Origin of the sequence: Marinobacter sp. es.048, assembly GCF_900188435.1 — a bacterium.
Classification (GTDB): Bacteria; Pseudomonadota; Gammaproteobacteria; order Pseudomonadales; family Oleiphilaceae; genus Marinobacter.
Genome location: NZ_FYFA01000002.1, coordinates 231,449 through 255,285, shown reverse-complemented (window position 1 = coordinate 255,285; position 23,837 = coordinate 231,449). Strand labels below are relative to the sequence as shown.

25 protein-coding genes are annotated in these 23,837 nt (G+C 53.9%); 3 read left to right on the top strand and 22 right to left on the bottom strand.

What is annotated here, in order from left to right; all coding sequences use genetic code 11:
• Positions 1 to 255: 255 nt before the first annotated feature.
• Positions 256 to 969: a DUF6639 family protein gene (locus CFT65_RS12225; RefSeq protein WP_141103819.1), complete on the bottom strand. Its 714-nt coding sequence runs from the start codon at positions 967 to 969 to the stop codon at positions 256 to 258.
• A 220-nt stretch (positions 970 to 1,189) separates the two neighbouring features.
• On the opposite strand from CFT65_RS12225, the gene CFT65_RS12220 reads away from it, so the two are divergent.
• Positions 1,190 to 1,534 (top strand): c-type cytochrome, encoded by a 345-nt coding sequence (locus CFT65_RS12220; protein WP_088828418.1) that lies wholly within the window; start codon positions 1,190 to 1,192, stop codon positions 1,532 to 1,534.
• Positions 1,535 to 1,637: 103 nt separating this feature from the next.
• Here the strand turns inward: CFT65_RS12220 and CFT65_RS12215 are convergent, their stop codons facing one another.
• The 12 genes from CFT65_RS12215 to soxC form a co-directional block, all read right to left on the bottom strand.
• Positions 1,638 to 2,573 carry an MBL fold metallo-hydrolase gene (locus tag CFT65_RS12215; RefSeq protein WP_088828417.1) on the bottom strand — a complete coding sequence of 312 codons (936 nt, stop codon included), beginning with the start codon at positions 2,571 to 2,573 and terminating at the stop codon, positions 1,638 to 1,640.
• 24 nt (positions 2,574 to 2,597) lie between these two features.
• Positions 2,598 to 3,359 (bottom strand): thiol:disulfide interchange protein DsbG, encoded by a 762-nt coding sequence (dsbG, locus tag CFT65_RS12210; protein ID WP_088828416.1) that lies wholly within the window; start codon positions 3,357 to 3,359, stop codon positions 2,598 to 2,600.
• Positions 3,360 to 3,388: 29 nt separating this feature from the next.
• Positions 3,389 to 3,904, bottom strand: coding sequence for a GlcG/HbpS family heme-binding protein (locus tag CFT65_RS12205; RefSeq protein ID WP_088828415.1), 516 nt, complete (start codon positions 3,902 to 3,904; stop codon positions 3,389 to 3,391).
• Between the two features lie 28 nt (positions 3,905 to 3,932).
• Positions 3,933 to 4,391, bottom strand: a complete 459-nt coding sequence (locus CFT65_RS12200) for a hypothetical protein (protein WP_088828414.1) — start codon at positions 4,389 to 4,391, stop codon at positions 3,933 to 3,935.
• Positions 4,392 to 4,394: 3 nt separating this feature from the next.
• The gene (gene soxB / locus CFT65_RS12195; protein WP_088828413.1) at positions 4,395 to 6,152 is read right to left on the bottom strand and encodes a thiosulfohydrolase SoxB; all 1,758 of its coding nucleotides are present in this window, start codon (positions 6,150 to 6,152) and stop codon (positions 4,395 to 4,397) included.
• A gap of 82 nt (positions 6,153 to 6,234) precedes the next feature.
• Entirely contained in the window at positions 6,235 to 6,540 is a 306-nt protein-coding gene (locus tag CFT65_RS12190; RefSeq protein WP_088828412.1) for a hypothetical protein, read from the bottom strand.
• A 27-nt stretch (positions 6,541 to 6,567) separates the two neighbouring features.
• Entirely contained in the window at positions 6,568 to 7,407 is an 840-nt protein-coding gene (soxA, locus tag CFT65_RS12185) for a sulfur oxidation c-type cytochrome SoxA (RefSeq protein ID WP_088828411.1), read from the bottom strand.
• Between the two features lie 51 nt (positions 7,408 to 7,458).
• Positions 7,459 to 7,770 (bottom strand): thiosulfate oxidation carrier complex protein SoxZ, encoded by a 312-nt coding sequence (gene soxZ, locus CFT65_RS12180; RefSeq protein WP_088828410.1) that lies wholly within the window; start codon positions 7,768 to 7,770, stop codon positions 7,459 to 7,461.
• Positions 7,771 to 7,795: 25 nt separating this feature from the next.
• The gene (soxY, locus tag CFT65_RS12175) at positions 7,796 to 8,284 is read right to left on the bottom strand and encodes a thiosulfate oxidation carrier protein SoxY (RefSeq protein ID WP_216360438.1); all 489 of its coding nucleotides are present in this window, start codon (positions 8,282 to 8,284) and stop codon (positions 7,796 to 7,798) included.
• Between the two features lie 19 nt (positions 8,285 to 8,303).
• Entirely contained in the window at positions 8,304 to 8,657 is a 354-nt protein-coding gene (gene soxX / locus CFT65_RS12170; RefSeq protein WP_088828408.1) for a sulfur oxidation c-type cytochrome SoxX, read from the bottom strand.
• Positions 8,658 to 8,711: 54 nt separating this feature from the next.
• On the bottom strand, positions 8,712 to 9,389 hold the full coding sequence (locus CFT65_RS12165) for a c-type cytochrome (protein WP_216360437.1): 678 nt from the start codon (positions 9,387 to 9,389) through the stop codon (positions 8,712 to 8,714).
• Entirely contained in the window at positions 9,373 to 10,704 is a 1,332-nt protein-coding gene (gene soxC, locus CFT65_RS12160) for a sulfite dehydrogenase (protein ID WP_088828407.1), read from the bottom strand. Before soxC ends, CFT65_RS12165 begins: the two co-directional genes overlap by 17 nt.
• Before the next feature lie 261 nt (positions 10,705 to 10,965).
• On the opposite strand from soxC, the gene CFT65_RS12155 reads away from it, so the two are divergent.
• Positions 10,966 to 11,970 (top strand): MBL fold metallo-hydrolase, encoded by a 1,005-nt coding sequence (locus tag CFT65_RS12155; protein WP_088828406.1) that lies wholly within the window; start codon positions 10,966 to 10,968, stop codon positions 11,968 to 11,970.
• A 17-nt stretch (positions 11,971 to 11,987) separates the two neighbouring features.
• On the opposite strand, the gene CFT65_RS12150 is transcribed toward CFT65_RS12155, so the two are convergent.
• From CFT65_RS12150 to CFT65_RS12140, 3 genes are read right to left on the bottom strand one after another with little or no spacing between them, the layout of a single operon-like run.
• Positions 11,988 to 12,611 carry an ATP-dependent zinc protease gene (locus tag CFT65_RS12150; RefSeq protein ID WP_088828405.1) on the bottom strand — a complete coding sequence of 208 codons (624 nt, stop codon included), beginning with the start codon at positions 12,609 to 12,611 and terminating at the stop codon, positions 11,988 to 11,990.
• A complete protein-coding gene (locus tag CFT65_RS12145) occupies positions 12,608 to 13,183 on the bottom strand; it encodes an ACP phosphodiesterase (protein ID WP_088828404.1) in 576 nt (191 codons plus the stop codon). The genes CFT65_RS12150 and CFT65_RS12145 overlap by 4 nt, the downstream gene beginning before the upstream one ends.
• Positions 13,184 to 13,206: 23 nt before the next feature.
• Positions 13,207 to 13,749 (bottom strand): porin family protein, encoded by a 543-nt coding sequence (locus CFT65_RS12140; RefSeq protein WP_088828403.1) that lies wholly within the window; start codon positions 13,747 to 13,749, stop codon positions 13,207 to 13,209.
• Positions 13,750 to 14,000: 251 nt separating this feature from the next.
• Here CFT65_RS12140 and CFT65_RS12135 point away from each other — a divergent pair, with 251 nt between their 5' ends.
• Positions 14,001 to 15,413, top strand: coding sequence for a TrkH family potassium uptake protein (locus CFT65_RS12135; RefSeq protein ID WP_172408515.1), 1,413 nt, complete (start codon positions 14,001 to 14,003; stop codon positions 15,411 to 15,413).
• Between the two features lie 3 nt (positions 15,414 to 15,416).
• On the opposite strand, the gene glgP is transcribed toward CFT65_RS12135, so the two are convergent.
• The 6 genes from glgP to glgC all read right to left on the bottom strand — a co-directional run bounded on the left by glgP (position 15,417) and on the right by glgC (position 23,708).
• Positions 15,417 to 17,951 carry an alpha-glucan family phosphorylase gene (gene glgP, locus CFT65_RS12130; RefSeq protein WP_088828401.1) on the bottom strand — a complete coding sequence of 845 codons (2,535 nt, stop codon included), beginning with the start codon at positions 17,949 to 17,951 and terminating at the stop codon, positions 15,417 to 15,419.
• A 30-nt stretch (positions 17,952 to 17,981) separates the two neighbouring features.
• The gene (locus CFT65_RS12125) at positions 17,982 to 18,752 is read right to left on the bottom strand and encodes an SDR family NAD(P)-dependent oxidoreductase (RefSeq protein WP_088828400.1); all 771 of its coding nucleotides are present in this window, start codon (positions 18,750 to 18,752) and stop codon (positions 17,982 to 17,984) included.
• 20 nt (positions 18,753 to 18,772) lie between these two features.
• Positions 18,773 to 19,135, bottom strand: coding sequence for a PilZ domain-containing protein (locus CFT65_RS12120; RefSeq protein ID WP_088829546.1), 363 nt, complete (start codon positions 19,133 to 19,135; stop codon positions 18,773 to 18,775).
• A gap of 100 nt (positions 19,136 to 19,235) precedes the next feature.
• Complete coding sequence (malQ, locus tag CFT65_RS12115; RefSeq protein ID WP_088828399.1) at positions 19,236 to 20,729, bottom strand: 4-alpha-glucanotransferase; 1,494 nt, start codon at positions 20,727 to 20,729, stop codon at positions 19,236 to 19,238.
• Positions 20,726 to 22,453 carry a glycoside hydrolase family 57 protein gene (locus tag CFT65_RS12110; protein ID WP_088828398.1) on the bottom strand — a complete coding sequence of 576 codons (1,728 nt, stop codon included), beginning with the start codon at positions 22,451 to 22,453 and terminating at the stop codon, positions 20,726 to 20,728. Before CFT65_RS12110 ends, malQ begins: the two co-directional genes overlap by 4 nt.
• Positions 22,443 to 23,708 (bottom strand): glucose-1-phosphate adenylyltransferase, encoded by a 1,266-nt coding sequence (gene glgC / locus CFT65_RS12105; RefSeq protein WP_088828397.1) that lies wholly within the window; start codon positions 23,706 to 23,708, stop codon positions 22,443 to 22,445. Before glgC ends, CFT65_RS12110 begins: the two co-directional genes overlap by 11 nt.
• Positions 23,709 to 23,837: the final 129 nt, after the last annotated feature.

Sequence of the window (23,837 nt, the reverse complement as noted above, 5' to 3'; positions counted from 1 at the left end):
CGAATCTCATCGTGTTTTGAAAAATTGACGGTGGGGAAAACTGGGGAATCCCTCATAAGCTCCTGAAAAATAATCGCTTAGAGATTTCAAACCTTGTGAGACCGAATCTAAGTCTCATCTGAAATCTACACAAGTGGTCATCTAAAGGCAACCAAAACCGCATCCTGCAATACGCATAATGTATATTATGTTAAATATAATATCCGAATAGCAAAACAGTTCTGTAACATCGGGGTTAGTGAAAGTTGCACCCCACTAACGTGGCGAAATAAGTCTTCTGGTCAAAAGACGCTGAAAAAACACGGAGGGATCCGGTTGGGCCAGATAATGCCGGTAAGCTTTCACCGCAAAGACTTCCGGATCCAGCTCTAAAAACACGCGGTTGATTTGTCTTTCATGTCGGAATGGCGAATTGTCGAAGCGCTTCAGCAGCTCCTCGCGTGTTTCTTTCGGAAGGGTCGCTAGCTGGACCACGTAAGCAATGTATTCATGTGCCGTAATGCCGGGCTTTTCTAGCCGGAAGTTTGCCTGCGCCACTGCGTGGGCCACTTCGTGTGCAATGAAGCTCTGCCAAATCTCATGACTCATGAACATCCCGAATGGCGCGTGTCGGCCAGCGACCCTTTGCGCTTGACTGAAGTTCGGAACCTCAATGTAAAGGTGCCTGGAATCATAAGTGCCAGTCACTTCCGAACCATGCAGACTAAGTGGGTGATCCACTAACTCGATGGTAAACCGAGTATCGGCATGGAAGCCCATGCTTTTCATAAATGCCAACGTTGAACCCACTGCCTGGCATGCGAGGTCACCGTCTTTAGCCTGGTCGCTGAAAACTCTGACGCCCGGAACAGCGCACGTCATAAGCTCGGCGGAGTAGGCCGAAACAGCTAGTACCGAGAACAGAAACGCAAGCATCAACCGAATGCGTTTTGTAAAAGATTCTTTGTTGAAAGCTCGGCGCCGTGCCACGAACGCCCTCCTCTCTTAGTCAGCGCATCAGCAATATGCTTACATGCACTCTTACCAGAGCATTACATTTATTTCTAAAATTTTTTTACGCTTGTCTCCACACTGTTTTCCTCAAACCATGCTTTTTGGTCTAAGCTTAGTAGCGAGATGGTAGTATTGGCCAAGGCCAAGGGCGGTAATCTCGTATGCTAAAATGATTGTCTAATGGAGGGATGCCGATATGAAACAGACAATTGGATTCACTGCACTCTGCCTCTGCATTGGCCCTGTCATAGCATTGGCAGACTCTCACGCCAAAAGCACAATGCAACTAGCTGAAGAAAAACAGTGTATGGCCTGTCACGCTACCGGCGCTGAAGTGCCCCGCGCTCCGGGATTCGAAAGTATTGCGCAAAAATATACTCAGGATGATGCGGACATGCTGGTTCAAGTTGTAATGACCGGTGGGGAGGATCACTGGGGTTCAGCAAAGATGCCAGAAATGGATGAAAGAGCTGAAGTCACTGAAAAACAAGCTAGAAAGCTGGTTAAATGGATCTTGGATATGCATTCAGAGAAGATGTGAATATTCAGGAGATGACCGGCTGAATACAGCGGGGGCATTTCGAATGTCCCCGCCAGCCATGTTGGGGAATGAGAGCATCGACATCATCCCCGATTTTCGGGAATCAGAAATACTCAAACTCCAGATCCTGAAAAACGCGCCCGGCGTTTTTCCCGGCGAGCTCCTCAAAGGTGTCCAGATAAGACCACTGTGATTGGTCAATATTGTAGGCATCGTCCAGGCCGCCACCCTGCTCCAGAATTTCAATGACCGCATTTCGCAGAAAAACGAGATAGCCGCGGGTCTCTTCGGTAACAACGTCTATTGTCGTCGGTTCACCGTGCCCGGGAATCACAATTTCGGGATCCAACTGGGTTGTCATTTTGTCGAAAGACTCGATCCATGCGCCGGTCTCCGTATCCTCGAAAACAGCCAGCAGGCGCTGGTGGAACCCGAGGTCACCGGTAATCAGCAGCTTTTCGTCTGGCACCCAAAGTGCTATATCTCCTGGTGCGTGCCCCGGCCCGAAATAATGCAGCTGTATCTGCACGTCCCCCATGTCGAGGTCGTGCCGTTTTTCAAAGCCGATATCTGGAACAGCAACGTAAGTCCCTTCCGCTTTCTCCTTGTTCCGTCGCTTCATGGAAGCCAGTTTGGCATCTCCCTGGTGCTCGAATTCCCGGATTGCTTCGTTTTGAGCAATTATCGGAACACCGTGATCACGCCAGTAACTATTGCCAAGCATGGAGTGACCCTGGGCGTTTTCATTCACCACGTATTTGACGTCTTTGTCTGTAATACTGCGAATCGAATTGTGAAAGGCTTTTGCAAGCAGATAATTATCGCCGCCGTTGAACACGACCACGCCTTTTTCAGTGATGATGAAGCTCAGATTGTTGTTGTGACCATGGTTTTCATAGGTGCCCGGCGCAGTGGCCCCTATGGCCGAATAAGCCCGGTCCGTCACCTTCGTCAGTTTCAACTGCTCGGGAACGCCATCACTGGCCGCAACAAGTCCGGGAAGCATGAATAGCGCAAAAAGCAGGCTTTTTAGTCCCATGGTTGATCTCCTTTCCAAATTGAATCAATCCGGTTCTCTGAACACTGCCTCGGATAGTGCCGAGTCATCCGGCAAACCTACGATTTTGCGAACTCTTCCTTCCGAATCTCGATAAAAGACGGATGGAGTTGCTGCCGCAGACAGGCTTTTCATCAAACGATTGTTGCTCTGAACCTTTTCTCTCAAGTCTGTTGGAACATTGTCATCAGACTCCAGCCAATCCCTGGGAAACTGACTGTCGTGGAACTCGAGTTTACTGATCGGATCTTCAGCCCCGATTATGCTGGCTGCTTTTGCCAGGCTGGATGGTTGAATGATTCCAACCATGATATGACGCAGCTCGATTCCGCGAGTTAGATACGTCTGCGCCTTGTCGCGAAACACCAGGCAATAGCCGCAATTGGGGTCGGAAAAGACATAGACAATTCGATTGGCATCAACCGGTCCCTCGGAAATCCAGGCAGCATTCGCCAGTTTTTGCCAGGCACCTGTGAGATCCGGATCTGGCAGCCAGCGCCTGATATGGTCTGCACTGAGATCCTGACCAAAACCGTCCACCATCCTGCCAACCACCACGTGTTCTCCATCCGGCATGAGATAAAGCGATACCGAACGCCCGTTTCTTCGGCCGACATAGCCTTTCAGCCCTCCTGGTGCAGTGAAGCTCGCCTCGATCGTGAGTCCGTCTTCAACAAGTGTCTGGACTGCGTCCGGATATGGCTCAGAGAAGGCCAATGAAGGGATCAGGAGTATTGGGCAAACGACTTTCAGAAACCCTCTTAGCATTCTGATTTCCCGCTAGTTTTATTCGAGTTCTAAAAAGAGGCCATCTCCAGATCCATCTCTACTTCAGCAACACCTGCCTGAGCACACATCTCATCAGTCTCTCCGGAGGGTGCGCCACTTACACCCACCCCACCAACAGTTTCACCACTGGCCTGAATGGGCACGCCTCCCGCCGAGAGCAAAACTTTCTCCACCTTGCCTACCGAGAATGGCCCGGTGAAGCGGTCCTCCAGGGCCGATGTCGGACTGGTGAAGGTCATGGCCGTATAGGCTTTGCGATAGCTGACTTCAAGCGCCAGGTCCATTGCCAACACGTCCCGCAACACGACCTGTGGATGCCCTCCCCGGTCGACGACCGTCACTGCAACCTGAACACCCTGCTCTCGGCAGGTATCAATGGCTGTTTTTGCGATCGTCAGCGCCGTATCCATCGACAGTTTCTTGATTTCCACCATTACCGGCTGATTGGTGTCTTGAGCGCCAGCCAGACCGCTAGTTGAAATAGCCGCCGCTAATGTGAGGGATCTTGTAAATGTGCTCTTCATGGCAGGCTTCCTTTCTGGGGCCAGACGATTATGGACGAACGAGAACATAGCCTTTCTCAACCTCGTCGAGAATGTGGGCCACTCCCACGTCAACCGGGATGCTCTCCGGATGGAGGGGCGGTCGGGTTCTTGTCTCCCTTTCGATAGTATTGATCGTGTTCATGCACACGGTGAACCGAACACCCTGCGCAATGAGGCTACTGATTCTTTCCCGGCGGCTGTTGTCGGCGTACATCAGGCGAACACCGGGTCCGAATGTAGTAATTTCCATATCGATAGCATCGGGCCCATAAAACTCGATCAGATTGGCCGCGACGCTCAGAACCTTGTTCTGTTTTTCAGCTTCACCATCACTTAACTGCAAGAGCAGGAATTTCTCTGCAAAGGGCTTACTCTCACTTAAAGGTTCCGCATGAAGCAGGCCTGATGCTATGAGCGCGAGGCCCAGCAGCATTGAGATTGGCGCCTTCAGAAGATAGGAGCTCATCAGCTACCCTGCATAGTCTTCAAGTCCCGGGTTACCCTGGACATTTTTGAGCTTCGGAGTATTGAACTTTTCGATTTTCACAGTCTTTTCGGACCGCAGATAATCGGCAACCACATCCCATATAGGTCGGCCCGGTGCCCGCGAGTTAACCGTGGCCCAACCAGCGACTTTATACATTTTGTTCGCTTCAATCCGTTCACCGTCATCCAGTCGCATATCCGAAATCCGGCCATTCATAGTGCCGGTGGGATCGCAGGTGTAATCCATACCGCCAACGCGAACCATATCGCCGCCCTGCTGATAATATGGATCCTTGTTGAACAGATTGTCGGCCACATCTTCCATGATTAGTTTGAGGTCGGCGCCTGACATCTCCCGCACGTAGGTCTCCGGATAGGTGATCGCGGTGGCATTCATCACATCTTCCATCAGGATGTCGTCGCCCGGCAGCACGGTCGTGCCCCATCGGAAGCCCGGCGAAAGCGCAATCTGGGCATCAAGCACCTGTCGTTGCGCATCGCAGATCACCTGGTCCATGGTGCCGTTGAAATTACCCCGTCGGTAAAGCAGCTCGTCGGCCATCGCGAGTTTTTCGTCGAGCCTGCCCAGATATGGCGCGCGGACCTCTTCAATAAATCTCGTCATCGAGGGATCCGGTTTGATCAAGTCTGAAAATACGGGTAGCAGTTTGTATTGATAGCCCCGTACACCGTTATTGCCGATATCCAGATCCAGGACTGCAACGTATTTTCCGTTAGTGCCGGCGTTACTGACCAATGTCTTACCGCCTGGGTTTGTCACCTCCGTGGGTTGTGGAACGGCATCGTGAGTGTGACCGCCCAGGATGGCATCGATACCTGTTACGCGGCTTGCCATTTTCAGGTCAACGTCCATGCCATTGTGAGAAAGCACCACAACGGCATTCACCTTTTCCTTTTCCCGGATTTCATTAACCAGGGACTGCATTTCTGATTCCCTGATCCCCATGCGCCAGTCAGGAATAAAATAGGAAGGGTTGGCTATCGGTGTGTAAGGAAATGCCTGGCCTATGACTGCGACCCGTTTGCCCCCTAGTTCACGGATTGTGTAGGGCTTGAAGACGCGGCCACTCATTTCATCAAAAGATTCCGCACCCATGAACATGGCTTCGTCAGAAAGGAAGACGTTCTGGGCAACAAACTCTCCTTTAAAGGCGCTCAAGTTCTTACGGATTTGCTGTTCCGGATAGGTGAATTCCCAGTGCGCGGTCAGGACGTCGATACCAAGCTGGTTGCTGGCTTCGACCATATCTTCACCGTTGGTCCAGACAGCTGTTCCAGAACCTTGCCATAGATCGCCTCCGTCGAGCAGAAGTGAGTTGCCGGCACCCGCCTGCTCCCGAAGTTGGTCTATGAGGGTTTTAAGATGGGCAAATCCTCCAAGTTTTCCATATTCCTGCGCGGCTTCCCGGTAATTCAGATAGGTGAAGGCGTGAGAGCGACGGCTATCAGAGGGTATGCCGAAATGGTCCAGGAAGTGACTGCCTACAAGGTGAGGGACCTTGCCTCTACTGGGACCAATCCCAAGGTTAACGTTTGGTTCCCGGAAATGAACGGGGAGCAACTGGGCATGAATATCGGTGAGATGCAGCAGTCGTACATTACCAAACTTTGGTGCGTCGTAAAGTCCCTCGCCGCCTTTTGCCAAAGCAAGTTTCGGGGCAAGCCCAGCCAAGGCTGCCGCTTGCATGGCCATCAGGAAGTCTCTTCGGGAAATTGTCACTGCCCTCTCCTTTTTTGTCGTTAGGGGAGCTCACCAGCCTGCCCCGCTGTTTCCGGGGTGGCTGGTTATTTTGGAGCGATGATCAGTTGCCTATTGCGACCTGACGCCAGGCTTCCTGCTGTTTCTTTCGTTGAGCGACCGACTCTTCAGCGAGTTTCAGCGCTTCATTCGCCATTGTTTTGGCTTTCTTGTAGTCACCATTGTCAGCAGCCGACTGCGCTGCTTTTAATCGATCACCCGTCACAGTCCACTGGAAGGTCCCCGCATCCTTGTGGGTGCTCTGCGCTTTTGCGTAAAGCTCTGCGAACTCTTCTTTCGCGCCCGCCTGGACAGTCAGTGGAGCAGACAACGCAAGTGATATGCCGATTGTCAGTAAAGGCTTTCTCATTTTCGTTTCTCCCTCTGCGGTCCCGACCTACGGCCGCGTGGCTGGTCCAACTACAGGTAACCCATTGCTCATGTAGGTAAGGAAATACTCAAGATTCCGATATTCCTCACTTTGGGCTGGCAACGGATCTGCACGCACGTTGTTGTTACATCCGGCAAAGCGGCGATGCAATGTGCCCAGCTCGCCCCACTTGGACCGGTGTACCGGGAAGTTGGCGGGCTGACCCAGTGATGGCGACAGAAAATCTGCCCGAATCCACTTGCCCGGGTTCTGTACGTGGCAGCTTGCGCAAGAGAAATTGAGCTGCCCGCGCCGACTGTAATAGAACTCCTTGCCATCCTGGTACGCAGCCATGGCATTAGGATTGTCGGGAACTTTGATATCAATAGGCTTGCCCGCTGAGGTGGAGGCCATATAGGCGGAAATCGAGGCAATTGCCCCCTTCTTCCATCTCAGAGGTTTCTCTCCATTGGCCTCACGGCAGCGATTTATTGCGAGTTCAAGTGTGATAACTTCATTCTTCTCCGCATCGAAGTACGGGTAGTTCTGACGAATACCGATGCCGTTATTTTCGAAACAGCTAGCGTAGGTCTTGCCGTTGGCAAATGGCGTCTCAAACATTTCCTGACCTTCCGCCACTGCAAATTCGTAAGGTGGGAAGTCTTGCATTGATTCCCACTGCTTGCGCCGATCTTCGTTCAGAGCGTATTGGCCGTTAACGTACTCCTCGAACGGAACATCCGGGAACATCTGCTTGAAGTATTCAACCGCCTCTTTTCTGTCTTCTTCCGGAGTCGAGCCCGCCATTGCCTGGGGAATGGCCAATGTAATACCGAGCGAGACCAGAATGACTTTCGCTTTAAGCATATCCAATCCTCCTATTCACCAGCTCGGGGAGAATCCCCCAGCGGCAAATTCTCAGGCGATCGTTGCGTTGGTTGAATCGCTTTCGCCTTCGTTGTCGACCCAGCTGATGGTGAGTTCGTCACCCTTCTTGGCACCCTCGAACCGGCATTCCAGAAAGGGATCCTTGGATACCGCCGGGCCCCAATTGGCTACGAAAACGTTCTTGCCCTTGTGAGCAATAGTAAGAACCTTGATGAAATGAGCCGGGATGACGTTCCCTGCTGAATCCTTAACGAAGCCTGAATCCATGGGATGTCGAACCAGGGCTTTCAGTGATGTCACGCCGCCATTCTCTACTGCTCGAACTCTGATACTGGACGCCATTGTTATTCTCCTGTCCGGTTAGCTGTTAGCCGCCGCAGCCGCCAACGGTGACTTTCACGTTCTGGGTCGCCTTGTAGGCCTTGCCGTCAGAAATAACGACTGCTACAACATCCGTCGTCTCAGCCATTTTCAGGCGGTTCGATACGAAAGGCAGTGTGCCTTCAGGAATGTCGAAATAGGCCGCCAGGGCGTTGGGGTTCTCGGCGACCAACAATCCAATGCTGGTTACATTAGGGAGCGAGGTTTCGACGGTCACGGGTACGACTGCGCCATTCTGGGCAATAGTCGGCAAGTCCATGGTGATCTTGTCGGATTCGCTCGCTTCCATCCCGTAAAGTTCGGCGATGGTTTCATCCACCCCCGGGGTCTTGAAGGCCTTGTCCGGCCAGTCAGATGCGTCGGGAGCGGTTGCGGCCTCGACTCGCAGCGGCACAATGCCGGAACCCAGTGCGAACCCTGCGACACCTGCGCCCAGCATCCCCTTCAAAAAGCCTCTTCGCCTTTGGTCAGTCACGGTAACTTCTCCTCCGCAGTTAAAGCGTATACAGGTAATCGATGATCCGGTTGATTTCTTGTTTGCTCAGGATCATGTGTCTCCCGAACGGTGGCATCACCGTTACGGGATTGAACTGGGTTTCGTCCCAGATGCGTTTGAACAGCATTTCTCGGTCTGGAAATCGGGCCTGCATGTCAGCAAGTTCCGGCCCGATATTCCCGGTAAGCTTGCCGTCGTCCATCTTGTGGCAGGCAAGGCAGTTTCCGTCTTTTCGGCTGTATGCGAGTTCTTTTCCGCGGTCGATATCAGCCTGGGTTGTTTCGGCAAACACCGGCGCTGTTGCGCTCAGTGCGAGTGTGGTCAAGCACACGGAGATGAGCCCTTTTCGCATTACGCAGTCCTCCTCAGCTCTGTTTCCTGGAGCCTCGACCCCAGATCAGCCTTCTTATTCTGTAATCCCCTCATCAAGGGGGCCGGTGGTGCTTGGTGTCAGGTTTTTCCCTGCTGCTGAGTCGGAAACCGTCACCGTCTCTTTGCAGTCCTTCATACAGCGTTCGTTGTTAAAAACCGGTCGCGGGTCATCCCAGGTAAAACCATCCTGATTGGGCATGACCACGTCCGGCAGAGTCTCTTTGTTGGCTATAAAATCGCTCTCTACGATGTAGTTCAGGTTCAGCACATAGGCAGTAAGCGCATAGACCTGATTATCAGTGAGGGACTGGGGCGCGAAGAAAGGCATGGCGCGATGAATGTAGTCCCAGAGTGTTGAGGCGTAGGGCCAGTAGCTTCCAACGGTCTTTTCGGGGCGATCCTCGGCAAGGCTTCCGTCACCGCCTGCCAGTTTTGGGTAACGGCCCATCCCCTCACCGAATGCGCCATGACAGGATGAGCAGTAGGTTTCATAGACCTGCATACCCTCATCAACACTGCCGCTGCCATCCGGAAGCCCCGTGCCGTCAGGACGGATGTCAATATCCCAGGCCGCAATCTGTTCCTCGGTCGCCGCTTCACCGTATCCATAATGGCCTGCTGATTCGGCGACACCGATCATCGGGGCGGAGACGAGCGCTGCGCCCAGACAGATTCCCGTCAAAGCACGCGAGGATTTAAGAAAGCTGAACATTGACGACACTCCCGTCTGTGTTGACTTTCCAAGTCTGGATGGCGTTCTTGTGGTAAATCGAGTTGGTACCGCGAGCCGCTTTCAGTTGCCCAAGCGTTGGCTGTACATAACCGGTTTCATCGATGACTCGCGACTGCAAGAGTGCTGGATTGCCATCCCACTTCCATTCCAGAGAAAATCGGGTCAGCGATTTGGACATCACCGGTTCCCGGAGCTGGGCCTGTTGCCAGTTCTTTCCACCGTCAACCGAAACATCGACCGCTCTGACCTTGCCTTGTCCGCTCCAGGCGAGCCCTTCAATTTGGCAAATACCCTTGCCTCGAACCGGCATCTCCGGGCACGGCGAGGTTATGACCGATTTAGCCTCCATTACCCAGGTAAAACCACGGGCAGTGCCATCAGGCATCAGATCGGTGTATTTTGAGGTTTCCTCCCGCTGCATCCAGGGTTTGTCACCCACCTCCAGGCGCCGCAGCCATTTCACATGGGTGTTTCCTTCCCAACCTGGCACCACAAGACGAATCGGATAGCCTTGCTCGCGCCTCAGCGCCTCTCCGTTCTGGGCGTACGCGACAATGACATCGTCCAGAGCCTTTTCGAGCGGAATGCTGCGGGTCATGGCGGCTCCGTCTGCGCCTTCGGCCAATAACCATTTGCCTTTGGGTTGGATTCCCGCTTCCTGAAGAAGTGTTGAGAGCCGTACGCCTGTCCACTCGGCGCAACTGATCATGCCATGCAAGAACTGAAGTGAATTGAGCTGTGCGCCGCGCCATTCCATGCCCCCGTTTGCGGGACACTCAATGAAATTGATTTGGGAAACGCTCGGAAACCTCTGCAGATCTTCCATTGAAAGAATGATCGGTCGGTCTACCAGGCCATGAATCATCAAACGGTGCTGCTGCGGATCGATCTCCGGGCGCCCGGCATGGTGCCGCTCGAAGAAAAGACCATTTGGCGTGATGATTCCTTTCAAGTGCTGTAGCGGGCTGAAACTGATGGACGAAACCTTGTCCGCGGTTAACCAGGGCACGTTTCGCCGAATGACATCTTTCTCGAAAGGAGATGGAACGCCATAGGGATCGGCCACGACACCCGGCCCCAGCGAGCGGGTCCATGAGGGTATTTCAGGGGGGTATTGGGTTGCCGCCAGAGCCTTGGGTGCGATGCCTGCGAGTGCACCGCCAACCATGGCACCACCAGCTGTAAACAAGCCGCTTCTGAGAAACCGTCTGCGTTCTGCTGAGGGTAAGCGTTCGGACTCTTCCAGGGCGATTTCGGATACACCCTGGCTAAGCCGGCGAAGTTTGCCGAGCATATTTTTTCTCCTCCTCCTTCGATGCCCTTTCGGGACAGTCGGCCGGCATCAGTGAAGCACTGAGATGGCGGTCTTGTTGTTTCTGTTATAAGGATATAACTTTGTTTATAGACTGCTTGAAATGAGGTTACAAGTCGTTTTTTGAGCAGAGTCAGCCCCGTGCTGGAAGGGAAAGGTGGTTTTCGAATGTAGTAAGAAATGCGTAAGGCACCGTGATACATGCGGTTTGTACGATCCGAATCTGCAGAGGAGAAGGGTTAAATGCGTGACAAAAAAATTAAAAGCTGTATTACGTTTGCCTGGTATTTGGCGGCGAGTTTATTCGGGTCCGGATCGCTGAAGGCCGATTCCTCGTCAACCTACCCTCCAATTTCAATACCGTTTGAGGCAGAGTCGGTCGATGCCGAAAACGTTTATTATTTCGCTGGTCATTCTGGTGTTCCCGGTCCCGAAAACGAGGGGTTTACTGCCAATTCCGGCTTTGTCATTACTGAAAAGGGTGTGGTGGTTTTCGATGCGCTGGGAACGCCCAGCCTGGGTTTCGAAATGATCGCCAAAATACGCGAAATGACCGCGTTACCTATCACTCATGTGGTGATCAGTCATTATCATGCGGATCATGTGTATGGTCTTCAGGCATTCAAGGATCATACAGAGGCAGAGGTGATTGCTCAGGAATCATCAGTCGCCTATATCCAGAGTCCGGACGCGGACCGAAGATTGGAACAACGTAGTGTGGCCCTGTCACCCTGGGTTGATGATAAAACCCGTCTAATCGCTCCAGACCTGACTTTCGACGAGACGACTACGTTAGAATCAGGCAGTTTCCGCTTCACGATATTGCATGCCGGACCAGCCCATGCTCCGGATGACAGCCTGATGATGGTGGAACCAGCAGGTGTTTTGTTCTCTGGCGATATTATTCAGAATGGCCGTGTCCCTTTCCTGGCGAGTTCTGAGGTTGATACAGCAAACTGGATGACGGCAATCGACGAAGTCAGAGCGCTTGAACCTGAGATTCTGGTACCCGGCCATGGGCGGGCATCCGGAAACGCTATGGCGGCCCTGGATTTTACATACGATTATTTGTCTTTCGTTCGCGAAAAGATGGGCGATGCGGTTAAACAGTGGCTTCAGTTTGAAGAGGCATACGAGCAGACAGACTGGTCGCGATACGCAAACCTGCCGGCCTTCGATGCTTCTAACAAGGCAAACGCCTATCGCGTCTACCTTGAAATGGAAAAAGAGGCTCTGGAAGGAAACTAGCGAGGACCTGACTCGCGCTATTCAGCGCCTGCCTGCTCTCGAACTTGCGCCTCATGTTTGTCAACCAGCTCTTCCAGTGTCATGTAATCACACTCCTTTTCGGCAAGAAACGAATCCGCCGAATCGATGAGTATGTTGTCATCGCGCATGAATCGCCGACCGAGCAGCGCCGGATAAGAGAATTTGCCACGGTCTGTCAGTGAAAACTGGGTGGTATGGGTAGTTCCGGCGATACAGAAATCCATCAGTACCACATAGCGCTTTTGGGATGGCGCACCTTTTCGTTTGATCAGAACGGTTCGCTCGACGGGCCTTTCCAGCTCAAGGATGATGTCTTCATGCTCAAGCTCGCCCTCTGTCGGCTGGTCTTGGTGATCCCCGAGAGGGATCTGAAAATTTACCCATTCTGCTCCATCCCTTTCAAAAGGTTCGATATTTACGGCATGCAGCGATGAGGTTTTAGCGCCGGTATCCAGCCGAGCCTTGAGACGAAGGCTGGTATCCTGCATGACCACCCATTCAACGTATCCAAGGGTTTCCGGTGGGCGCTGGTCATTGTTGGCATCGGACTCCGCTGAAACAGCCATCGTCGATGGGAAAGCCAATGCGGCAGCCAAAAACACCCTGCTAACAAACCTCATTCAATACCTCCTGCAAATTCCTGTAATTCTGGAAAAAAAGACAAAAATTTCTTCTCCAGTTCGTCCTGGTTTGCGCGAATTTCTGTGATCATGCCCGTGAAGTCGTTTCTGAAGCGTATACGCCCCGCAACACGGTCCAGCGCGTAGCCTATATTCTCAAGATCCTGATAGGCTCCGAACCAGTCGTTCCAGACCATCCGGCGTGTAACCCGGGCCATTGGGTCTGGCATCAGGTGTTCGTTTTTTTTCAACTCGCTGTAAATACGGAGGATAAAAGCATCCTGATCAATAGCACTAAACCGATCCCAGTGTTTGAGCAAAAAGTGATCATAAAGGATGTCGAGTGCGACGCCGGCAAATCGCCGTCGCTGAGGGGAGAACACCTGCTTGCTGGCAAGTACATCGGGATGCTGGTCGGTAAAGCTGTCGACCGCCCGGTGATGGCGAACGCCCTGCTTCACCGTAGCCGGGAGTGTCGAGAGATCGACACCCCGGGTAAAGTCACCGAGGATACTACCCACCCGGGCTTCGGGCGAGTCCGGCGCGAGAAATACATGAGCCAGGTGATTCAAGCAGTCTCCCCGGTGATCCGGTTTCAGAAGTTGAACTGAATGCCGACACCCAGACCATCGATTTCGGCATCGCTGTCTTCATAGTAACGCATGTATTCGAGGTTGCCGGACAGGTTCGGCGCAAATTCCATATTCATGCCGATGCCATAGGACACGTCCGTTTCATCCTCGGTCGCTGTGCCCAGGAAAGAAGAGGCTTCGATTTCAACCCGGGTAAAGCCGAGAATGGCGTAGGGCGTAATCGGCGATTCGTTGGCCAGATTGAACGTGGCGTAACCACCAAAGAAGTTGTCTAGGGAGTAATCGACTCCGCCGATACGCTCATCATCTACCCCGAAACCGCCCCGGGCTTCGATGCCCAGGTATGGCGTCGCCATCACGCCTACCTTGGCAGACAGAGTGCCTACATCGGCGTCCGCATTACCGCTTTCAAGGTTCATAAAGGTGTAGTTCAGGCCCGTATAAAGCCCCCCAACGCCAGATTTGTACATGTCCTGAGCAGACGCGGTACCGGCAGCAGCCAGGCCTGTGGCGAAAACAACGGCAATTGAACGTACGTGTTTCATCTTGATATCTCCTTAACCGAATCATTCGGTGTACAACACTGAACTTGCATCAGGCTCACGCGTTTTACCATCAGAAAGATCCGCATTTACGCGTTATTTACACCGATTTAATTCGCCGGTAATTTTAGCATCCGCGCGGTGTTACCTTGCGGAAGCCGGAACCCACAGGTATTCTGACGCCGTCTCCCGGTATCAGCTGGCTCGAGCATCCATTGAGAAATCTCTACCCCGTCATTTTCATTGTCAGCGTCATGTTTGTGCTTCTGAGCATTTTCATGACTTTGCCTGTCATTCTACTTGCGGGCTCCGAAACGCCGAATGCCATGGCGTTTGCGGAATCAGCCGCTATTGCCTGCGGTCTTGGCATCCTGGGCATGGCCGCTACCTATCGCAAGCCGCGGGATTTGAAGCCCCGGTTCATGTTTGTCCTCACGGTATCGTCCTGGTTCATTATCGCGTTGTTTTCCGCTCTGCCGTTCTACCTGAGTGACCTCGGCATTTCTGCAGCGGATGCATTCTTTGAGGGTACTTCAGGAATTACAACGACCGGTGCGACCGTGTTGAGTGGCCTGGATGATATGGACCACGATCTGTTGATCTGGCGCTCAATCCTGCAATGGATTGGAGGTATCGGGATTATCGGTATGTTCGTTGCTGTGCTGCCTTTTCTCCGAGTGGGCGGCATGCGGCTGTTCGCCACAGAGTCGTCAGAATGGACAGACAAGGCCCTGCCAAGGATGAAAACCCTCAGCCGGGGTCTTTTGCTGGTTTATGTCGGGTTTTCGATCATTGCTGTGACGACCTATTGGCTGTCCGGCATGACCCTGTTCGATGCCTTTAACCATGGCCTTACCAGCATCGCCACCGGTGGCTTTTCCACCTCGGATCTGTCCATGGGCAAGTTCAATGATCTGATCCTCATGGAAGCCACCTTTTTCATGATCATCGGCAGCCTGCCGTTCTTCCTGTTTGTCCGGGAGCTTCACGGCCAGCACGGTGTTCTGCTCCGGGACCAGCAGGTCCGTCTGTTCCTGGCGATCCTGTTTTTCGTGCCTCTTTTACTGACGCTCTACCGCTGGATGGTTTCTCCCGTTCCGTTTGATCCCGTTCACAACTACGCAGCCACTCTGTTTAACGTGACGTCCGTGGTAACCACCACCGGTTATGCTTCCGAGGACTATTCGGCGTGGGGGCCGCTGGCGTTTGTACTGTTCTTCTTTCTGATGTTTGTGGGCGGGTGTTCCGGATCTACCGCTGGTGGTATGAAGATTTTCCGGTTCCAGCTGTCGTTGATTGTTCTGCGCGAGCAGTTGATGCGTTTGCTGCACCCCCGCGCCGTGTTCACCCGAAATTACAATGGCCGGGCCGTGAGTGATGAGATTATCTCCTCGATGATCGCCTACACGTTTATTTTTCTGCTTTGCCTGTTGCTGATCACCGTTGCGCTGGCTGCGATGCAGCTGGATTTCGTGACAGCGCTTTCAGGCGCCCTCACCTCGCTGACCAACGTCGGCCCAGGTCTGGGTGACATCATCGGCCCTGCAGGGAACTTCGGGCCCCTGCCTGATGCCGCAAAATGGGTACTTTCGGTGGGTATGTTGATGGGGCGTCTGGAAATCCTGAGCGTCGTGATCGTTCTTTCGCCGGCGTTCTGGCGAAGCTGAGGATTACTTGAGCCAGAGTATGGCGGGATTCTCCAGTGGCAGGTTCAGCCGATCATCACACACGCGAAGCCGAGGGGTATAGTGCCCTTCCGGTCTTGAAGGCACCGTGCATTCGTATAGATAGGTGTGGGCAGAACCACTGAGCGGGTGCCTCATTTCCATGGCTGCTACGGTTCTCGGCCCATACGCTGATTTTTCCGCCACCAGCTCCACCGTAATCCGCTGTTCGTCGATTCCATCCAGATAGACTTCCACCGTGCAGGTTTGGCCTTCTGATGATTCGGTGGTATTGAAGCTGTTAAATCTCAGTCGCGGCCAATGCCGCGTTATTGTGTTGTATTCGTCCAACAGTTCCTTCGAGGTTTCCCGCGTGCGTTTGCCGCCTTTATCAGCCATGGGCAGGTAGAACTGTTCCACGTACTCACGCACCATTCGATTGGCAGAGTACGCCGCCGTCAGCTGGTCCATGCTGGCACGTATCCGTCTCAGCCATTTGCGGGGGATACCGTCGTTATCTACGTCGTAGAAGCCCGGGATCACCTCATTTTCCAGAAGATCAAACAGCTCATTCATGTCAGAAAGGTCGTGGTCATGGTTGTTTGAGCAGCTCAGTTCATCAAAGGTTGCGCCGGGGCGAATGGCCCAGCCCACATCCTGGTTCCAGGCCTCCGCCCACCAGCCGTCGTATTGGGACAGGTTCAAACCTCCATTCACCAGCACCTTCATGCCACTTGTGCCACAGGCTTCCCATGGATGTCTCGGGCAGTTCAGCCAGACGTCTACACCCTGGATCAACTGGTTGGCCACACCCAGATCATAATCTTCAATGAACACGACCTTGCCTTCTACATCCGGTCGGCGGGAAAAGGCTTTCCACTGACGGATGATGTCCTTTCCGGGCAGATCATAGGGATGAGCCTTGCCGGCAAGGACAATTTGCAGAGGGCGGTCACGGCTTGCCAGGAGCTTGAGCAGTCGATCCTGGTCCTTGAGTAGCAGGTCTGGTCGTTTGTATTCGGTAAAGCGCCGGGCAAAGCCCAGAGTCAGGGTTTCATGATCCAGTAGCAGCCCACAGGCGGCAGAATGGTCAAAGCCCGGGTTTTGCTCACAGTGCTGGCTTGAGAGCCGTCGGCGCAGATAACTGATCAGTCGGGTTCGCTGCAGGCGCCTCATTTCCCATAAGGCCTCATCGGTGATTTCCGTCATGGGGCAGGATTTCTGAAGTGGCCTGCGCCAGCGGTCCTTGCCGCAGGCCTGGGTCCAGATAGCGTCAGATTCCGGTGAATCCCAGCTGGGCGTGTGGATACCATTGGTCACATAGTCTGCGGGGATATCCTCGGCGGGCCAGCGGGGAAAGAAGGGCTGAAAAATGGTCTGGGTAACCTTTTGGTGGATACGGCTGACGCCATTAAAACGTCCGCTCATGTTCAGCGCGAGCAGGGCCATGTTGAGCTTTGGGGATCCTGTTTCATCACCTGTTTCGGTGCTTTCAGTTCCCAAGGCCATCAACTGGTCGACATCCAGGTCGCGTCCATCAAGCCATGGCGCCAGATACAAGCGCAGTAGGGATCGGGAAAAATGGTCAAAGCCGGAGGCCACCGAGGTGTGCGTGGTAAAGAGATTGGTTGCTCTCGTTGCGGTACGGGCAACCTGAAAATCGCTGTCGTATTGGTCCTGCCAGCTGAAAGCACGCTCAATCAGTGCGAGCGCGCAATGCCCCTCATTGAGATGGCAGAGAGCGGGTTTTCGGCCCAACTGTTCAAGCAGACGCCAGCCCCCAATTCCCAGCACCATTTCCTGTTGCAGGCGCTTTTCCGGATCGCCGGTGTAAAGCTCACTGGTGATCCCCCGGTCGCCGGGTTCATTGCGCGGGTCGTTGCTATCAAGCAGTAGCAATTCGCAACGGCCCACCTGTGCTTTCCAGGCGCGAAGGCGCACGTGTCGCCCGGGGAAAGGTACAACCACCCTCACCCACTGGCCTTCTTCGTCCCTCAGGGGAGAAACCGGTAGCATCGTCGGGTCGTTATAAGGGTAGAATTCCAGCTGTTTGCCATCGGTACTGATGGCCTGACGGAAATAGCCCTGCTGGTAAAGCAGGCCTACGGCCATCACGGGGACACCCAGATCACTCGACGCCTTGAGGAAATCCCCGGCCAGTACGCCGAGTCCACCGCTGTATAGCGGGAGAGATTCGCTCAGTCCGTATTCCATGCAGAAATAGGCAATGCCTTCGGCCATGTTTCCCGGACACTCCGAGGAATACCAGGTGTCGGCCCGGATAAACTCACCATGGGCCGACATCTGATTACGGTAGCGCTGCTGGAATTCAGGATCTGTGGCAAGCTCTTCCAGCCTGTCGCCAGATACACTGTTCAACACCAGCCAGGCGTTGCGGGTGGTGTCCCAGATTTCTGCATCAAGGGCACGCCAAAGATCATCGGTGCCATGGTGCCACGTCCATCGCAGGTCCAATGCCAGCTGAAACAGTCCGTTCAGGGATTCCGGCATGAACCGCGGGGTATAGGCTGCCAGCGTCAAATTCGAGCTCCGCTCAGGTTGGTCGGGATATCAGCGAGCGGTATAACCGCCATCAATCACCAGTTCACTGCCAGTCACAAACTTGGACTCGTCCGAGGCAAGATAGACGGCACCCCAGGCAATATCGTCCGGTTCGCCCATGTGACCCACCGGATGCATCGCCGCCGTTGCTTTTCTGGCTTCTTCAGGGTCTTGCCCGGTGGTTTTAAGGTGAGCCTCAACCAACGGGGTCCAGATAAATCCGGGATGGATGGAGTTGCAGCGAATGTTTTCAGTGGCATAAAAAAGAGCGTCGGTTTTGGACATCAGTCGCACGGCGCCTTTGGACGCGTGATATGGCGGGATATCAGGCGCGCTCACCAGGCCGTAGATCGACGACAGGTTGATAATGCTGCCAACCCCCGCCTTTTTCATGTGGGGAATGGCATGCTTGGTGCAGAAAAACACACCTTTCACGTTCACAGTCTGCACGTGATCCCACTCTTTCTCGGTCAGCTCATGGGTGGGCTTGTTGGCACCCGCGATACCGGCGTTGTTGACCAGTACTGTCACGTTTCCGAAGGTTTTGGCAACGTCGTCCAGTACCCGTTTTACCTCTTGCTCCTTACTTACATCACAGTGCCAATAATCGGCCTTGAGCCCAAGGTCTGCGAGCTCTTTTGCGAGAGTTTTACCTGCGGAGTCCTGAACATCCAGTATGGCGACGGCAGCGCCCTCTTCCGCCATACGGGTTGCGGTTGCAGCTCCGATGCCTACGGAGCCACCCGTTATGACAGCAACCTTACCCTTGAGTCGTTCCATGAAAGATCTCCCTGACCAATTTAATAGGCTTGCTGCCGGCGAGCCGGGAAATAGTTGACGGGCATATGATGGTTTTTCAGCCAGTGAACCAATGAAGAGATGGTGAAACTGTCGTTCTCAATCCCTTCAAAGTCGACACCCAATCCATTGTCTGACTTTCGGACCACGTGGGCCTTGAGGCGACGAAACTGCTTTTCCTGGGTGTCCGGAAAACGGAATTCCAGTTCTACGGTCTGGTTTAACTGAACGTCGGTGTAGTCTGTGGCAATGAACAGCCCACGTTTGGAAGCATCGCGGATCTGTCCGGTTGCCACCGGCATCCCGCGTTTGTATACCAACAGGCCGAGCTTTCCCGCTACGCGTTTACTGAGTCTGTGTTCCATGTTTCCCCCCTGTGACTCATCCAGAACGCCAATTGTTGATACTGCCTGTGTTTTATATCGAAGATTTGGGAGCGCTTCGTTGATGCTGATCAAAAAATGGTCAGTCCTGGGGTAGGCGCCCATGTCGCTTTACTGCGTCAGCGATAGTTTTCGACAGGTCTTCCTCAGAAAAATTCCAGTTCAGTTGCCAAATCCAGTTATTTGTAATGGTGCCGGGCGTGTTGAATCGTGCCTCTGTTCCCAGCCCGAGGAAATCCTGCATGGGGACAACAGCCAGAGAGCAAACGGAACGGAAAGCAGCCTCAATAACGGGCCACGGCATACCGTCACCGTTGGTTCCCAGGTATTCATTCACATAGCGCCGGGTATGATCGTCCAGGCTTCGGTACCAGCCCAACGTGGTGTCATTGTCGTGAGTGCCGGTGTACACAAGATCCCGGGTATGATGGTTGTGCAGCAGGTGTGGATTGTTGGGGCTGCCGTCGAAACCAAACTGCATTACCGTCATTCCCGGCAGCTGGAATCGTTGACGAAGTTCTTCCACATCGTCACTGATGATGCCCAGATTTTCGGCCACCAATGGCAAATCCGGGAACCGATTGAAGCAGGCCTGGAGAAAATGATCCGCGGGTCCCGAGACCCAATAGCCATTTCTTGGTGCCGGCGTCTCGGCGGGAATTTCCCAGTAAGCCTGAAGTCCGCGAAAATGATCAATCCGGATCAGATCAAAAAGATGGCGCTGGCTCTCGAGCCTTTCCAACCACCACTTGTATTCATCTACAGCCATCGCCTGCCAGTTGTAGAGCGGGTTTCCCCAGTGCTGTCCATCGACGGAAAAGTAATCCGGCGGGACACCGGCAACGACTGTCGGACCGCCCCGCTCGTCCAGCTTGAACAGATGTCGATTGGCCCAGACATCAGAGCTGTCGTGCGCGACAAAAATAGGAATATCACCAAACAGCAGGATTCCCTTGCCACGCGCATAATCGCGCAGTGCCTGCCACTGATGATTAAAGAGAAACTGCTCAAATCGTATTCGGGCCAACCGTGACTGGTTCTGGTCGATAAATATCTGCAGTGCGGCCGGATCGCGGTCTCTCAGAGGCTCTGGCCATTGAAGCCACCCCGGTGAATCCTGAACCTCCCGGATTGCGCAGAAAAGGCAGAAATCATCCAGCCAGTAGTCGTTTTTTGCACGGAATTCCTCAAAACCGGCCAGATCAAGGCCGTTCCTGGCTTCCCCTGTGCCTTCGAAAAAACGTTGGGCCGCAATGCCCAGTAGCTGTCGGCGTGACTCGGCAATGGGCTGCGTGAGCTCCGTGTCTGCCAGCAGGCCAGCCTGCAGCAATTCGGATAGGTCGATGAAATCCTGGTTGCCCGCGTGAGCGCTCAGGGACTGATAGGGGGAAAGGTCCTGATGTGTCGGGCCGACAGGCAGAGTCTGCCAGACGGTGATACCACTGGCGGCCAGAAAATCGACGAAACGGCGCGCGCCAGCCCCCAGCACACCCAAGGTGCCCGGCAGGCAGGTTGGATGCAGAAGGACACCCGCCCTTCTGACACTGAACAGGTCGTTGGCGTTGGCAAACGTCATGCCGGATTATCCGCCTCGTGTCCTGGTCGCATGGTGCCACCGCGGGCCGGTTCTCCACTTCCCTGGCTTAGCTGCTGGAATACCGAAGGCGGTGCCGGGTAACCGATCATTTCATAGAGGTTTACCAGGTGGCGGCGATAAAGATGCTCGAAGTCGCTAACGATCTGGGCCGGGTTGTAGTCGCCAAACCACCAGAACCAGTCGGAGCCTTCACAGATCGCCAGTTGTTCCATGGCGGCCTCTTTTTGTTCTGAGTTGAGGCTGCCGTTGTCCATCACGCGGTCAAAGTGGGTTTTCGCTTCACACAGCAGATCCCAGGCGCGGTTCTTGTCCGGATCACCAATCCAGGTGGAAAAAGTGCCGTATATCCAGCTTCCGGCCACCAGATATGGCAGATGAACCGCCTCGGTGACCGGGTTCGCAACCAAATCGCTGTAGGTGGTCAGTTTCAGCCTGGGGTGGTTCGCAAGTACTCGGTAGAGTTCATCCAGGAAATGAAAGCCATTTTCCGGATAATACTCCCAGGCGTTCTCGCCATCCATAATCACGGAAATCACAGGCCGCGCTTTGCCTTTGCTCTGGCCGGCGATGTTTTCCATGTGGTGAACCAGGTTGCCAACGGCGTCCTTGGCGTGCCAGTCCGCGTAGCTAAACCCGATAAGGTCTGATAGGCCGTCGTCCCGAAAGAACACAGATGTGGCCGATTCACCGAAGGTGTAGGGCCGATGGATGCCGTAATCCGACAATTCCGGGTTCGTCTCTCTGGCGCGGTTAAGACTGTTGTGAACCACGGAATCCCCGCTTGCTGTCCATCGGAACTGATGTTGGTCCAGCAAGCCCAGAGTGGCCTGGCTGAGGCCGCCCTCCGAGGCCCAGCAACCGGTCGGATCAACGCCGAAGAACCTCTGAAATACCGCTTTTGCTTGCTGTAGCTGCCAGCCAGCCCGTTCCTCACCGCCCGGATAATGACTGTGAACCGGCAAGGCGATGTCTGGCAATGCCTCGCGGGCGGACGTCAGGTCGATGAGCAACGGCAGCATGGCATGGGTATAGGGGCTGACCGAGAGTTCAACCTGGCCTTTCTCGGCGAGATGACGGTACCTGGGGCCGATGCCGGATAACACATCAAAAATCACATCCAGCAATGCACGCCGGTCATCCATCGAGAAGTTTTGGCCTTTTTCCTGAAGGCTCTGAATGCAGTGGCTTTTTCGGCGGATGGTCTCCCCCATCCAGCCCAAGTGGTACCAGACCAGAAGATCCGAAAGTAAACGGCTGGAAACGTACCTCTGAAGTTCCGGTTTCCCGCGGTAAAGCTCGGCCAATTCTGCCAACCGTGCGTATGCGGGATAGCGATTGATGATCCGCTCCCGATTGGCCCGCAGGGACTTCTCCATCAGACCCAGAAAAGCCGGCGTACCGGTTTCCGGAAGTTTCTCCGCGACCAAAGCGGACAGCAGAGGGTCACCAATCTCTCCGGCAGCGTGGCGCCAACGCTCTATCTGGATCAGGTAGGTTTCGATCTGCTCAAGCAGAACAGGCGCGAAATTGACCACCGCTCGCGCGTCTGGATTCGCTTCCAGATGCGCGGCCATGTCGCTGTAATCCTTGATGGTATGTAGGTACACCCAGGGGAACAGGAACTGATTGGTACGCATATCCTGATAGGACGGCTGGTGCATATGCCAGCATAGTACAACCGGCGTTTTGGTGTCAGAGGCCATGGGGATAATCCTGCCCGAGCATCTCGGGCGTGATCAGCACAATACCTTTGGGGGAAACATGAAACCGTTTCCGGTCTTCGGCCTCGTCAAACCCGATGCGAGTGCCTTCCGGAATGCGGCATCCCCGATCAATCAACGCATTTCGGATATGGCAGTGGCGGCCAATATCCACGTCCGGATAGATAACCGAATCTGATACTTCACTAAAAGAGTGCACTTTAACTTGTGAGAATAGCAGTGAATGTTTCACCAGAGCGCCGGACACGATGCAGCCACCGGCCACCATGGAATCCACCGCCATTCCACGGCGATTGTCATCGTCGAACACGAATTTTGCCGGTGGCAACTGTTCCTGGTAGGTCCATATGGGCCAGTGAGAATCGTAAAGGTTCAGTTCCGGGCTAATGCCGATCAGCTCAAGGTTTGCCTGCCAGAGTGCGTCGACGGTGCCTACGTCCCTCCAGTAGGCTGGTTTGTTCTGAATAGGGTTGCGGAACGGGAACGCGACCACACGCAGGCGTTTGATCACGGAAGGGATAATGTCCTTGCCGAAATCGTGGGAAGATTCCCCATCCAACTGCTGGTCACGCATCAATTCATCAAAAAGCACCTGAGTGCTGAACACGTAAATTCCCATGGACGCCAGTGCCTTCCCTGGTTGGCCTGGCATCGGTTTGGGCTGCTCCGGCTTTTCCACGAATTCAGTAACTCTGAGTTCATCATCGACCGACATTACCCCGAATGCCGAGGCTTCATCGATCGGGACTTCGATACAGCCAACCGTGATATCGGCATCATTTTCCACGTGATGGGCCAGCATGGTGCCGTAATCCATCTTGTACACATGGTCGCCCGCCAGAATCAGTACGTACTCAGGCCGGTGACTTCGAATGATGTCGAGGTTCTGGAGCACAGCATCGGCAGTTCCTTCATACCAGGATGTTTCGATGCGTTGCTGGGCCGGTAACAGCTCGACGAACTCATCCAGCTCTCCCCTTAAAAAACCCCAGCCCCGCTGAATGTGGCGGATCAGGGAATGGGATTTGTACTGGGTGATCACGCCAACCTGGCCTATGCCGGAGTTGATGCAGTTGGAAAGGGGAAAATCGATGATTCGGAACTTGCCGCCAAATGGCACCGCCGGTTTGGCACGCCACTTGGTGAGATCGTAGAGGCGGGAGCCCCGCCCCCCTGCAAGTACCAGTGCGAGAGTCTGACGAGTGAGACGACTGACGAAACGCTGGGCCGTATGCATAGCTGCTTCCCTGAAGAAAACCTTCCCTGTGACCGGTTATTTAACCGCAAGGGCTTGCCACGTTTTGGACGCCTTAAACTATATTAGAACACTATCACGGAATTATGACGTAAACTTGTTTTGGGTCAT

Excerpts from the sequence above, each read along its gene's own strand:
- CFT65_RS12140 (WP_088828403.1), bottom strand. The coding sequence starts at position 13,749 with ATGAAACACGTACGTTCAATTGCCGTTGTTTTCGCCACAGGCCTGGCT.
- soxX (WP_088828408.1), bottom strand. The coding sequence starts at position 8,657 with ATGCGAAAAGGGCTCATCTCCGTGTGCTTGACCACACTCGCACTGAGC.
- soxC (WP_088828407.1), bottom strand. The coding sequence starts at position 10,704 with ATGCTCGGCAAACTTCGCCGGCTTAGCCAGGGTGTATCCGAAATCGCC.
- soxZ (WP_088828410.1), bottom strand. The coding sequence starts at position 7,770 with ATGGCGTCCAGTATCAGAGTTCGAGCAGTAGAGAATGGCGGCGTGACA.
- CFT65_RS12215 (WP_088828417.1), bottom strand. The coding sequence starts at position 2,573 with ATGGGACTAAAAAGCCTGCTTTTTGCGCTATTCATGCTTCCCGGACTT.
- dsbG (WP_088828416.1), bottom strand. The coding sequence starts at position 3,359 with ATGCTAAGAGGGTTTCTGAAAGTCGTTTGCCCAATACTCCTGATCCCT.
- CFT65_RS12150 (WP_088828405.1), bottom strand. The coding sequence starts at position 12,611 with ATGAGGTTTGTTAGCAGGGTGTTTTTGGCTGCCGCATTGGCTTTCCCA.
- CFT65_RS12205 (WP_088828415.1), bottom strand. The coding sequence starts at position 3,904 with ATGAAGAGCACATTTACAAGATCCCTCACATTAGCGGCGGCTATTTCA.
- glgC (WP_088828397.1), bottom strand. The coding sequence starts at position 23,708 with ATGCATACGGCCCAGCGTTTCGTCAGTCGTCTCACTCGTCAGACTCTC.
- CFT65_RS12165 (WP_216360437.1), bottom strand. The coding sequence starts at position 9,389 with ATGTTCAGCTTTCTTAAATCCTCGCGTGCTTTGACGGGAATCTGTCTG.
- soxA (WP_088828411.1), bottom strand. The coding sequence starts at position 7,407 with ATGCTTAAAGCGAAAGTCATTCTGGTCTCGCTCGGTATTACATTGGCC.
- CFT65_RS12135 (WP_172408515.1), top strand. The coding sequence starts at position 14,001 with ATGTTTGTGCTTCTGAGCATTTTCATGACTTTGCCTGTCATTCTACTT.
- CFT65_RS12110 (WP_088828398.1), bottom strand. The coding sequence starts at position 22,453 with ATGGCCTCTGACACCAAAACGCCGGTTGTACTATGCTGGCATATGCAC.
- CFT65_RS12200 (WP_088828414.1), bottom strand. The coding sequence starts at position 4,391 with ATGAGCTCCTATCTTCTGAAGGCGCCAATCTCAATGCTGCTGGGCCTC.
- CFT65_RS12120 (WP_088829546.1), bottom strand. The coding sequence starts at position 19,135 with ATGGAACACAGACTCAGTAAACGCGTAGCGGGAAAGCTCGGCCTGTTG.
- malQ (WP_088828399.1), bottom strand. The coding sequence starts at position 20,729 with ATGACGTTTGCCAACGCCAACGACCTGTTCAGTGTCAGAAGGGCGGGT.
- CFT65_RS12220 (WP_088828418.1), top strand. The coding sequence starts at position 1,190 with ATGAAACAGACAATTGGATTCACTGCACTCTGCCTCTGCATTGGCCCT.
- CFT65_RS12190 (WP_088828412.1), bottom strand. The coding sequence starts at position 6,540 with ATGAGAAAGCCTTTACTGACAATCGGCATATCACTTGCGTTGTCTGCT.
- CFT65_RS12155 (WP_088828406.1), top strand. The coding sequence starts at position 10,966 with ATGCGTGACAAAAAAATTAAAAGCTGTATTACGTTTGCCTGGTATTTG.
- CFT65_RS12125 (WP_088828400.1), bottom strand. The coding sequence starts at position 18,752 with ATGGAACGACTCAAGGGTAAGGTTGCTGTCATAACGGGTGGCTCCGTA.